General features: G+C 45.1%; 11 protein-coding genes. 7 read left to right on the top strand and 4 right to left on the bottom strand.

Going from position 1 to position 12,342, the window contains the following annotated elements:
• Positions 1-61: 61 nt before the first annotated feature.
• Positions 62-280: a DUF3285 domain-containing protein gene (locus QUB77_RS14845; RefSeq protein WP_333062727.1), complete on the bottom strand. Its 219-nt coding sequence runs from the start codon at positions 278-280 to the stop codon at positions 62-64.
• Positions 281-714: 434 nt separating this feature from the next.
• On the opposite strand from QUB77_RS14845, the gene QUB77_RS14840 reads away from it, so the two are divergent.
• On the top strand, positions 715-1,533 hold the full coding sequence (locus QUB77_RS14840) for a hypothetical protein (protein WP_333177363.1): 819 nt from the start codon (positions 715-717) through the stop codon (positions 1,531-1,533).
• A gap of 99 nt (positions 1,534-1,632) precedes the next feature.
• A complete protein-coding gene (locus QUB77_RS14835) occupies positions 1,633-2,568 on the top strand; it encodes a DUF1350 family protein (RefSeq protein WP_333177366.1) in 936 nt (311 codons plus the stop codon).
• Here the strand turns inward: QUB77_RS14835 and QUB77_RS14830 are convergent.
• From QUB77_RS14830 to thrS, 3 genes are all read right to left on the bottom strand, one after another.
• Positions 2,565-3,377 (bottom strand): DUF4058 family protein, encoded by an 813-nt coding sequence (locus QUB77_RS14830; protein ID WP_333177369.1) that lies wholly within the window; start codon positions 3,375-3,377, stop codon positions 2,565-2,567. The two genes, QUB77_RS14835 and QUB77_RS14830, sit on opposite strands and share 4 nt — an antisense overlap.
• A 32-nt stretch (positions 3,378-3,409) precedes the next feature.
• Positions 3,410-4,201 carry a DUF4058 family protein gene (locus tag QUB77_RS14825; RefSeq protein WP_333177372.1) on the bottom strand — a complete coding sequence of 264 codons (792 nt, stop codon included), beginning with the start codon at positions 4,199-4,201 and terminating at the stop codon, positions 3,410-3,412.
• Positions 4,202-4,310: 109 nt separating this feature from the next.
• A complete protein-coding gene (gene thrS / locus QUB77_RS14820) occupies positions 4,311-6,140 on the bottom strand; it encodes a threonine--tRNA ligase (protein ID WP_333177374.1) in 1,830 nt (609 codons plus the stop codon).
• 388 nt (positions 6,141-6,528) lie between these two features.
• Here thrS and QUB77_RS14815 point away from each other — a divergent pair, with 388 nt between their 5' ends.
• From QUB77_RS14815 to QUB77_RS14795, 5 genes are all read left to right on the top strand, one after another.
• Entirely contained in the window at positions 6,529-6,858 is a 330-nt protein-coding gene (locus tag QUB77_RS14815) for a DUF2605 domain-containing protein (RefSeq protein ID WP_333177376.1), read from the top strand.
• Between the two features lie 158 nt (positions 6,859-7,016).
• Positions 7,017-7,328 (top strand): DUF2973 domain-containing protein, encoded by a 312-nt coding sequence (locus QUB77_RS14810; protein ID WP_333177378.1) that lies wholly within the window; start codon positions 7,017-7,019, stop codon positions 7,326-7,328.
• A gap of 642 nt (positions 7,329-7,970) precedes the next feature.
• On the top strand, positions 7,971-9,986 hold the full coding sequence (locus tag QUB77_RS14805) for a DICT sensory domain-containing protein (RefSeq protein WP_333177380.1): 2,016 nt from the start codon (positions 7,971-7,973) through the stop codon (positions 9,984-9,986).
• Positions 9,987-11,085: 1,099 nt separating this feature from the next.
• On the top strand, positions 11,086-11,589 hold the full coding sequence (locus tag QUB77_RS14800; RefSeq protein ID WP_333177383.1) for a peptidoglycan-binding protein: 504 nt from the start codon (positions 11,086-11,088) through the stop codon (positions 11,587-11,589).
• 277 nt (positions 11,590-11,866) lie between these two features.
• Positions 11,867-12,292, top strand: a complete 426-nt coding sequence (locus tag QUB77_RS14795) for a photosystem I reaction center subunit II PsaD (RefSeq protein ID WP_332949173.1) — start codon at positions 11,867-11,869, stop codon at positions 12,290-12,292.
• Positions 12,293-12,342: the final 50 nt, after the last annotated feature.

Raw genomic sequence — 12,342 nt, 5'->3', positions numbered from 1 at the left:
CTCGATTAAGAAATATCAAAAACATCAGCAGAAATTAGAGGCTGATTGTTTGAATCCCCGATTAAGAATTGAAATATCGATCGAGAAAAGCCAAACCGACGAGTACGCCCAAAAGTCCGGCGGCTGTCAAAGCAAAATGAAACAGAGAAGTTGCCCGCTTGCGAACCATGTTCCGCATCGCCAGCTTGACATAACTCGGTGGAGGTGCAGTGTTTGTCGGCGCTGTCTGGGTTTCGGCGGACTCTTCGGAGGCGGGAATTGCTGAGGGAGGTTGACTCATAACGGTTAGTTTAGATGGTTAACAGAGGGGCTGCTGAGAACATACTCGCCCCGATGGTAACAAATATGTAACGTTTTGTGTAGGATTTTTTAGGCTTTCGATCGCCCCGGGCCCCTTGAACGGGGATTATACCAACAGATTAATGTGCGATCGGGCTGATTATCAATTTGATATTTTATTTTTATCTTCAGATACACGAGGATAAATTAAATTCCCGATCCGTGATCCTGTGCGCTTTAACAAAAATTTTTAACTTGTCAAGTCCCACAATCAAGCGACACTCATTTTAGTTAACTCAAATGAGTGTCACCAGAAAAAGCGACTGTTAACCAACCGCGACGGGCAGTTATTCATAGATATAGCCACGGAAAGACAGAAACAAAATTTTCCGGCTAAATAACCCAAGCTAAAAGTTACATTACTCGGACACAAACATGGAAGTTTCCACCTTTGAAATCCTCACCGCACCGATCGCACCTGTGATGGGCATCCCTCCACAACTCATCCCAGTGGCCCGTCGAATCGTTCAGGGATACTTTCTCACCATCTCCAATCTCGAAGCGATCGACTTGCGATATCGGATTGAGTTTACCATCAGCTTACCCGTGCCGGCAGATCCTAATAAAATCTTGCTCAACAACGCTTTCTTAGTTGTTGACGTTGAAGGCAGTAACATCGAGGTACCTCTGACTCAGCAGCCAGGGAAACCGAAGGTATATCGCGGATTTTTCACAATACCCGCTCACAAAACTGCATCTGTTCAATTGTTGCCCATTCTGCCAAAAACTCTGACTCCAGGTTTGTTGGAAGTGCGCGGCTATGTCTCGCTATTTGTGCCAGCGCGCTCCATCTTTCCAAAGCCTGCACCACAAAGCAAGAAACCAGTCAAGGTGTTATTGAATCCCGAAATTCGCGGTACTTTCTTGCCAAACGATTTCCCATCACCAACTGCAACTTTACCAGACTTCGATCAAATTAATTACACTTTAGCGATCGCCAGTGGAAAAGGCTTGAACGAGATTACGCCTGAACCAGGTAAACCAATTATCATCGATTTACCAATTGTTGGCCCAATTTTGGAAGAGTTACGCAACGGTAATTTGGACTTGGCTACTTTGGAAGCAGACAATTCAGAAAAAGCTCAACTGCTAGTGCAACTGCTGGCCCAACTCGATGCCAATGATGTCAATTTGAAAGAGCTAAATACAGTAATGGATAAATTCGATATTCCTGTCAGAATGTCTCGCGGCTAGAACTGTTAAATGATAAGTAACTGTAGGGTGGGTAATGCCCACCTTACGTTTGATTACGTTTAATTAAGCCTACTTATACACTCACTGAGCTTTATTCAAATGTCGAACTCATTTAAATTTCAGCCTGTTTCTTTTAGTTGGGTGGCTGTTCATCCGCAGCCCAAAGGTGTTGTTCAATTTATTGGTGGAACTTTTTTTGGTAGTTTGCCAACTTTGTTTTATCGATATTTTTTACAGCAGTTGTTTGAAGAAGGTTATACCGTAGTTGCTTTGCCATTTAGATTTACTTTTCGTCACTGGCCGATCGCTATTGGGTTATTAAAAGAGCAGGAGATACTGAGAACAGAACTGACCAAAATTGCTCAACGATTAGGCTATGAAAGCGAAATTTATCAAGAACCATCAAGTTATTTTTGGGTTGGTCACAGTCTGGGATGCAAGTACATTGCTCTTTTAGAATTTTTAAGCGACGATCGGTATCCAAATATTGTGAATAAATTCTGCGATCGCCCTGACTACGAAAAGATTCACAGCTTAATCGAAAATCTGGGCATCGACAGACCTTCAATTAAAGACCAGCCGTCCTTATTAATAGCTCCTGATATCAGCAATACAGAGAGCGCTATTCCAGTGCGATCGCTAGCAAAACTGTTAGACAAATTCCGTTTAGGAGTGCTACCAACCAGAGAACAAACTCAATGCTTTATTGCTAATAGTGCTCTGTTTAATTTGACTGCAATAATTTCTTTTGATCCAGATGATATTGCTGGTTCTACCACTGATATCAACAAAAGCCCCGAAGAACAAAAAAACAGCGATGTACTTTGGCTCATTCAACAGCTAAGTAATAGAAAATTGCCTTTATTGAGCAAGGAAATAGAAGGCAAACATTTAGAGCCAATTGGCATCAAAATCGGTTATTATATTGTTGACCTCAATCCTTGGGATAAATTCATCAAACCTCTGAAAAGCCGATTCCTTGAATATTGGTCTGTTCATTTTTTGGAGGCTTTGAAAAAGCGGTTAGGCGCTTAAATATCGGTTGTTATTTGCGATCGCCCTTTCAATCCCCTCTCATCCAACAAAGCATCCGCCCAAGCAGCATCAGTTTCGGACACCGGGGGAACTGGTGCGGCGGTGTAATCTATTCTAAAGTCATAGGCAGCGCGATCGTAAACCCCATTTAATAACGCTTGTAAATCTACAATTGGTTCCGCATCGCCCGCGCGCAAAGGCAAAGGAAACGGAGGAATCATATCGGGTAAATTGAAAAGGTACAAATCTGCCAAAGGCCTTTGATTTCTCCGACTCACTAAAATCCGATAACTTGCCTCAATATCGTTACCAAAAACTGGTAGAGGTTGGTAACTTCGCAGCAAGTCAATTTCAACCAGATGAGTGCGACTACCAAACACCTTTTCTCGCTTTGCTTCATACATTTCTCGCCCTTTGCCAGGGCGCTTATTTGTTGGAGAAAGCACTTCAATTACAGTCACTACCTTTTTAGTTTCAGTTTCGACGATCTGCAAATAACTTTCTTTAACTTCCACTGGCCAAGGTATTCTCACCTTCAAAGACTGGGTGGGCGGAGCGGCAACGGCGACATTAGAATTAGTCTCGGTTGTTGGAGCGAGTGAGCGTTGTATTGTGACATCGGGAATGCCAATTAATAAAGCATCTTCGCCGCTGAGTTGATAAATTCTTTGTTCGATATCTACTAAATATTTAGGCAGCAATTGCGGAGTTAACAAATCTGCGATCGCCACTATTAACCTATTGTGAACAGAACGCCACAATTCAGGACTTTCTAAATAAGGATTCATTCCTGGAAACGGATTAGGCATTAATCTAGCTCCTGTTAATTTACCTACTTGTATTATCCCCTTAACGCTCTGTCCCGCAACAGAGAATCGGCCCAAACAGCATCCGTTTCTGACAGCGGGGGCACTGCTTCGGCTGTGTAATCAATTTCAAAATCATAACCTGCGCGATCGTATACTTGATTAATCAGCGCCTGTAAATCCAGAACAGGCTCTACATCTTCTGGACGCAAAGGCAAGGGAATTGCAGGAATTGTATCGGGAAGGTTAAATAAGTATAAATCTGCGATCGGGCGTTGATTGCTGCGGCTGACTAAAACGCGGCAGTCGCTTTTATGGGAATGTCCGAAAACTGGCAAAGGTTCCCCACTCCGCAACAAGTCTATTTCGACTAAATGGGTACTGCTATCAAATATTTTATTTCGCTTATTGTCATACTTTTCTCTACCTTCCCCTCGGCGTTTATTTGCAGGCGAAAGCACTTCCAGAACCGTGACAACTTCCTTGGTTGCCATATCGATTACTTCTAAATATCCTTCCCTAAATTCTTCCGACACTGGGATTCTCACTTTTAAAGGCTGCACAGTTCGGGAAGCGACGGCGACAGCATTAGATGCGATCGCACTTGCGGGACGGCGTTTCTGTTGGATAGAGACATCAGGAATCGCTACTAATAGAGAATTTTCACCTTTAATTTCGTAAATTCGCTTTTCAATAGCGACGCGGTATTTCGGGCGCAATTGCGGAGTTAACGACTCCTTAATCACACTAATCAGTAAATGATGGACTTCTGGCCAAAAATCAGGATGTTCTAAATAAGGATTCATCCCCGGAAATGGATTAGGCATTAGCGTACTTCCCGTTTACCACTACTATTTTAGCAGCTCAATAAAAAAAACGCAGACAATATCAAACTATCATCTGCGTTAATCCGCGTGCATTTGCGATTAAAATCCCCTAAAAATCGCCATAACTACTAATAGCCGCCTGCAACCTCCGAATCACTTCATCAACCGAAATCGCCCCCAACTCCCCAGAAGCCCGAGTCCGAATATTCAAACTATTCGCCTCAACCTCCTTGGCACCCACAACACCCATCACCGGAATTTTATCCTTCTCAGCATTGCGAATCAACTTGCCCAAACGCTCGTAACTCTCATCAGCTTCAGCGCGCATTCCGAGCATTTTCATCTTCGCCGCCACTTCCTTCGCAAACGGCAAAAACTCCGCGCTGACAGGCAACAACCGCACCTGAATTGGCGCCAACCACAGGGGAAAATCCCCCGCATACTGCTCGATCAAAATCCCGATCAAACGTTCCAAAGAACCGAAAGGAGCGCGGTGAATCATCACCGGGCGCTTGCGAGTGCCGTCTTCAGCAACGTATTCCAAATCAAAACGTTCTGGCAAATTGTAATCTACCTGAACAGTTCCTAATTGCCATTCTCTATCCAAAACATCTTGGAAAATGAAATCGAGTTTCGGCCCGTAAAAAGCCGCCTCCCCAATTCCCTCAAAATAATTCATTCCCAAAGTTTCCACCGCGCGGCGGATTGCACCTTGAGCCTTTTCCCAAGCTTCATCGGAACCGATGTATTTCTCTAAATTGTTCGGATCGCGGAAACTCAAACGGGCTTTAAAGTTTTTCAGTTGCAGACTCTTGAATACTGACAGAATCAAATCCACCACATTCAAGAATTCAGCATCCAACTGTTCCGGCGTGACAAATAAGTGGGAATCATCCACCGTAAAGCCGCGCACCCGCGTTAAACCGCCCAATTCTCCCGATTGTTCATATCGGTAAACCGTTCCGAATTCCGCTAACCGCATCGGCAATTCGCGATAGGAACGCAATTCGCTTTTGTAAATTTGAATGTGAAAAGGGCAGTTCATGGGTTTCATGACAAAACCCTGTTCGTTTCCTGCCGCTTCTTCATCCTCCGCCATCAGCGGAAACATATCTTCTTTGTATTTCTGCCAATGTCCAGAAATTTTGAACAAATCGACTCTGGCAATGTGCGGAGTCACTACTTGCAAATAACCGCGCTTGATTTGTTCTTGTTTCAAGTAATCTTCTAAAATACTTCTCAAAACAGTGCCTTTCGGCGTCCACAAAGGCAAACCTGGTCCAACTGGATCGGCAAAAATAAATAAGCCTAATTCTTTGCCTAATTTGCGGTGATCGCGCCTTAATGCTTCTTCTTTGCGGTGTTTGTATGCTGCCAATTGTTCGGGAGTTTCCCAAGCAGTGCCGTAAATGCGCTGTAATTGAGCTTTGGTTTCGTCGCCGCGCCAGTACGCGCCTGCTAGGCTTTCTAGCTCGATCGCCTTTGGATTCAACTCACTGGTATTATCCAAGTGAGGCCCCGCGCACAAATCCCACCATTCCTCGCCCAAATGGTAAAGAGTAATTGGTTCTATCAAACCTTCTAAAATTTCTAATTTGTAAGGTTCGTTAATCTCCTTAATTCTGCGTTCCGCTTCCTCGCGGCTGACTTCTTCTCGAATTACAGGCAATTTACGGTTGATGATTTTGATCATCTCTTTTTTAATGGCTTTTAAGTCCTTTTCCGTAAAAGGTTCGGGAGTGTCAAAGTCATAATAAAAACCGTTTTCAATCCAAGGGCCAATGGTTACTTGCGCCTTGGGAAATAACTTCTGCACCGCCATCGCCATAACGTGGGAGGTGGTGTGGCGAATTTTTTTTAGTGCCTCCGACTCACTCGTGCGGGGCAACTCAATCTTAACGGACTCTTCTGGAGGGGACATGGATTGTGAGCTAGACATCGGCTGAATTAGCAATTAATTTAGTTGCAGTTGCTTCTATCTTACTCAGAATGGGACAGCAAGCGCCGACTTCCGGCTGGGGGACACTCCGGGAAATTACAACAAGGGCCCTGATGGTTGCCACGTTTAGTGCGGGACGCAATCCGACTCTCAGAAACCGGGTTTTTTAAAGTATTGCCTGAAAAAACCCGGTTCTAACCATCCGTGAACTCACGAACAAAGTTGGCAGAATTTGGGGATTTTGACTCAAAAATCGCTGCTGGCACAGTTAAATTTATTCACACCCACCTGCTAATTGTTGTTAAATTATTGAATTTTTGTTAAAAATATGTTACAATTTGTAAAGACCGTCTAAGACTATAATAGATAAATAACCCAATTTTGATCCATGCTTAATTCCAATTTGCCCGAGCCAGAATTGCTCAAAGCGTTACTGGAACCGCTGTTAGAGGATTTCAATTACTGGTTCGATCGATCGGCAAAGCTCTTAGAAACTGAGGAAATTCCCTTTCTGGGCGACGAGGATCAATCTGACTTGCTGGCGCGAGTCAAACAGGCTCAGCAAGAAGTAGGCGCTGCTAAAGCTCTATTTCAAGCAACCGGAGGTCAAGTTGGGATTGAAACCACAGCACTGATGCCGTGGCACAGACTGCTCGCCGAATGCTGGCAAGTATCGGCACGCTTTCGCTCATGGCAGTCAGCTCCCCCTGGAAAATAAGGAAGCGAGTTCAAGTTAAATTTGCAGTCAAATCCCCAACCTTGGGAAATGTGGCGGCCGACTTGACAACCTCAAACAGATTTCCAGTTAATAAGTTATTACTTGCTGAAACACTTTTGTAAATTGCTGTGTGGCTGTTTAGCCCGGAGGAGAAGATAATGTTGCACTTGCTTTATATTTTAGCTTTTACCGTTCTTGCCTTTCTGGCAGTCGGTAACTTAATCCGCAGTCTAGTCACGGTAGGTATGGAGTCCCAGCGCCCTCAACAGTTCAGGGCAAATAATCCCTACGCATCCTATCCTCGCTCTCAATCAGTACCGCATCCAGAACTTTTAGATGAATACGGCAACATAGTCAATGAGCCACTGTTAGTGATGCGTTCGCTGACTGTCCAAGACGCCCGCGAACAATTAGATGCTCTCTACAAATCATCTCCAGGCGGCAGCGACGAAGGGGGCGAACTAGCCTAAGACAACCACAGCCGCAGCATTTATACTTAGGCGCGATGCCTCAAAAAAAATATAGGACTTACACGCTAGGTGTCCGAAACCCTTTTTCTTCATAGATTTTGGTGAAAATCGTTTCCGCGCTTCATCGGAATAATAATTTTCCGAGCACCCGTGGCTCATTCCGCCTCTAACCAGATTGGATATAAGTCCTCAAAATAATTGGCCGTTAGTTTTTAGCTAATGGCCAATTATGTGTGATTTTGGAAAGTTTAATTACCGATTAGCCCGATCGATCGCCAAAAACTGGTTCGCCCAAAACCGATACAGATGGCACTGATATCAAATACCTCAAGAATAGTATAATGCAAGAGATCCGCAAGCGGTGCCTAACAAGTCTGAATGGTGAGAGTGCTAACGGCCGAATCGAAGCCTGAATAGATGAGTTAGCGTCAAAACCTAGAGGTAAAAACAGGTGACTTTGGGATGAACTCAAGGTCTGGGAGGCATACCTCTGCTTAGATTCGTCTAAATGATATGGCTAGCATGATATGACTTAAAGAGTCGTGTTATGAAGCATAAATGTATCAGATACTGAAAAGGGATCGCTCTAAACCTCCTATCGATCCTGTTTTGTCATCGGCAAAAATGCACGTTTAAGGCTAGATGATCGTCCCTATTTCGCTACTGGCAGAACTTCTGCAAGCTTTGCCCCAACTGCGGGCACAAATTTATTTCAAATCTTCCATGACAGCTTTGTCTCACGCGATGGAAGACTTAGTTTTGGCGGGTTCCGACGAGGAACCGCTAGTCATTGCAAGCTTTCAGCGAGAGCGCTTCTACCGCCAGGAAGCTCACCGCTATCGGCGAATTGCCTCACGCTCGTCTCAGGTATACGTGCTGGCAGCACCGGAAACTGACTTTAAAAATGCTTCGGAGTGTCACGAAACTGTGGCGTTTACACCGGAGGACGGATTGAGTAAAGAGTGGCACTTAGTGGTGCTGGGGCAAAACTACTCAACTTGCCTGATTTGTCAAGAAAAAATTGTGCCGATCGACAACCAGGACGATCGCGGGCCGCAGTTGATGGATCAAGCTCGCAGATTTGAAGGAATTTGGACGTTCGATCGCGAGGTAAGCTGCAAGGCGGCCGCATTGTTGCTCGATAGAATTGTCAAATATCGCCCGGAATTGGCCGAAAAGATCGATCGAGCGCGAACTACTTACAAGCTCAAAACACCGAAAAAAACGAGGAAATCCGCCACTTCCAAAGCCGCAAAACCCGACATAAGTACGAGAAAAAACTCAAAAATTCCCAATCCCAAATTGAGCGATGCTTTTACCGAACGCTTAGTAACCTACTTGCAAGCAGGTCAGCACAAATTGCTCAAAGCATACAGCGCGATCGCCGCTCAGGAACGCAAAGAACGCCTGGTAAACTTAATTACCACGGCAATGCGGCAGTCTCTCAACCCGCAAGAAATCGTCGAAGTTGCAGTCCAAGAACTGGGCACTGCCCTGTCGGCCAGCCGGTGTTTGATTTATCGGTGCAAGGCCACAGATGTGGCGGTCAAAATCGATCGCGAGTTTTTGGCTCCTGGCGCTAGTTCCATGCTGGATCAGACTTGGCTGTTGCAGGAAAATCAAATATGGAGCGACGCGGTGGCGCGGCAAGAGCGAGTTTACATCCAAGACACAGCACAACACCCGCTGATTGTCAATACAAAATACCTGGAAAAAAATGTAAAAAATTGGCAAATAGTCTCTTGGTTAATGGTGCCAGTGCTTTATCAGGGGCGGGTTTTGGGAATGGTGGAAATGCACCAGTGCCGATCGGTTTTGCCTTGGGAAGAAGACGAAATTGCTTTAGTAGAGGCGATCGCCACCCAACTCGGAGCGGCATTAATTCAAGCCGAAACCTACGCTCATTTAGAAGAACTCAACCAACAATTAGAAGCATTAGACCGCACTCGCAGCAATCTAATTGCGATCACCGGACACGAACTCCGCACCCCTCTTTCTACGATTCAAGTTTGTTTGGAAAGTTTGAACTCCGAACCAGATATGCCCCCAGAATTGCGGCAAATCATGTTAGAAACTGCCCTCGGTGATGCCGATCGAATGCGGAAACTCGTGCAGGATTTCTTAACTCTTTCTCATTTAGAAAGCGGGCGAGTTCAATGGAATGTAGAATCGCTGACGCTGCAAGAATGCGTTGAGTTAGCCCTCAGCAGCGTGCGATCGCGCACGGTCGATCGACAGTTACCGGAAATTATCGCCGAAGTGTCGGCAGAATTGCCTTTAGTGCAAGCTGACGGAGAGTGGTTGGTGGAGGTGCTCTCCAAACTGCTAGACAACGCTTGCAAATTCACCACACCTCAAGGAAGCGTGACCATAAGAGCGAAATGCAACGGTTCTCGGATGGTGGAAGTGCTCGTAGCCGATACGGGGAGGGGAATAGAGGCGAACAGTTTAAAAGTAGTGTTCGATCGATTTTATCAAGAAGAAGGAGCTTTGCGCCGCAGCGCCGGCGGTACCGGTTTGGGATTGGCAATTTGCAAACAGATTGTTGCCGGCTGGGGCGGTAAAATTTGGGTAGATTCCGCAGGAAAAGACCGAGGAAGTGAATTTCACTTTACTATTCCCACTGTTGAGAATCAATTGACAAGTGTTAACTCATGACTAATCACTAATGACTAATTACTAATGACTGCCAACTACCCCTCAGTCTATCCTACATTGGAATACCGATCGCAAACTCGGTTCCACCTTCTAGCGATGACAAACATTTCCAATTTCCCCAATGTTTTTGAGTTACTATCTGATAGCCAATAGACAGTTCCAATCCCGTACCTTTGCCTTCTGCTTTTGTTGTAACAAATGCTGTAAATAATTTTTATATGACTAATATCAAATCTGTTAGCAGCGGAATTATTTATATCTCTCTTCTCGATTTTTGCGTGAATCTGCGCCGATCCCTTGTCCGGGGCGGTTAATACATTCTCTTTTTCTGAACCGCAGATGAGGGCACATAAACACAGATTAAGGCAGATGAATTAGATCGATTTCGGTTGCCTCATCCGTGATTGTTGACCGTTGACTGGATTATACAATTCCGATGCTACCGGAATTGATATGATTCCGGTATTTCCAGCCCGCTGTCAGCAATGCGAATCAAAATCGGGTGGATTATTTCCGGTTTTGTTAGGTAACGAAAATACTTGCTTAAAGCCCTCGAACAAAGTTAAAAAACCGGGTTTGTGAGTGTCAGATCGCGCAAGTATCGCTCGAATTAATCGATCGACCGAGACACGATAGCACAGAAAAGTTTTCACAAAACCAGCCTCGGCTGCTACACCCTTTCTCACCCTCAATCCTCACCCTGTGAGATCAGCCTTAAAGGTGATGTGGCGACGCGGTGTTCAGCTTTAAAATCAAAAGTATCAAAGCAGATTCAGGATGCGCTTGCCGTCTTAAAGCCGATTTGGCGACAGAATACCTAGGGAGGCTGCCGAAAATTAATATCAGTTTAAAAAAAGAATCCAACTGTAGGTAAGCTGCAAACCCCGATAGTGATCAGTCATGCCGAATCTAAAATCTAAAATCTAAAATGCTATAAGTCTCCTGTCCACAAGTTGTGAGATGGTAAAAGTCGCTCGAATCTGTTGAGTCACTGCCGACGCCAGTGTTGATTCGTGAAAATTTGAGAATGCAAATGTTTCGCCCGGAAAAAGTTTTTTTCCAGAAGAATACTCAAACCTAGAGGTTAGAAAAATCGATTATGTCATCAACAACCCAGATGAAATCTACTCAAGCTATAGGTGGCAATAAGCCACAACTGCAATTAGGTTCTCAAGGTAAAGCGGTATTGGAACTCGAACAACTGCTAACTAAGTTGCACCTTTATCGGCAGCCTGCTAAAGGATTTTTTAACAAAGCAGTTGAATTTTCTGTGAAACTGTTTCAGTTTCGGGTTTTCTTGTCGCCGGACGGTATTGTCGGGCCGCTGACTTGGCAGGCGCTTTATACTGGTGCCCCAGTTAATATGCCGGTACTCAAATTCGGCAGTTCTGGGGAAGCAGTCGCTACTGTTCAGGAAGTTCTCAAAATTTCCCAGCATTATGGCGGTAAAATTGACGGCGACTTTGCTACTTTGACGGACAAAGCTGTTCGGGCATTTCAAAAAAGCTTTAGGATTGAGGCCGACGGGATTGTCAATCAAGAAACTTGGACTGCTTTGAGCCAAATTCCGCGCGGCTATGACCCTAATTGGTTCTTGACTTAGGGTAGCGCGGTAAATTGTTCGATCGTGTGTGGGGGGAAATTGGGGGGATGTGCGATTATTCGGGTGCCCCACAAGCACCAGAATAATTGCTGTTTTTTTTTGATTATTTTTTCGGGATTTGTGCTGCCTCATTCTGTTTTCTAACTTGGGTGGAAATTACCAATTATCAATTATCAGAAAAGATCGATCGCCAAAAAACTGTTAATTTTCCTTACAATTTCGAGAACAGCGTGCAGTCTCGATGATACGATGCCGTAAAAATCCTTTGGATATATCTATGGCCGAACAACTTACTGGACAACCCCCAATCTTCGGCGGCAGCACAGGCGGCTTGCTGACCAAGGCGCTAGTTGAAGAGAAGTACGCTATCACTTGGACTAGCCCCAAGGAGCAGGTGTTTGAAATGCCTACGGGTGGCGCTGCGATTATGCGTCAAGGCGACAACTTGCTGCATCTGCCCCGGAAGGAGCAGTGCATCGCTTTGGGCGGCCAGCAACTGCGGGCTAAATTCAAAATCACGAACTACAAAATTTACCGCGTGTTTCCAGACGGTACTACTGAGTACCTGCATCCCAAGGATGGCGTGTTCCCTGAGAAGGTGAACGAAGGTCGTCCCTACAACGGTAAGATTGACCGCAATATTGGCAGCAATCCAAATCCGGCTAAGCTGAAGTTCAGCGGTAAGAAGACTTTCGATCCTTAGACCATGACTGGATGGCTGAGCAAAACATAGGTAATATTCCCTGTAAGGCT

It is taken from the genome of Microcoleus sp. AT9b-C3 (assembly GCF_036705485.1).
In the GTDB taxonomy this organism is placed as follows: Bacteria; Cyanobacteriota; Cyanobacteriia; order Cyanobacteriales; family Microcoleaceae; genus Microcoleus.
Note: the sequence above shows the minus strand (reverse complement) of the source record. Positions and strands in the feature narration are given on the sequence as shown.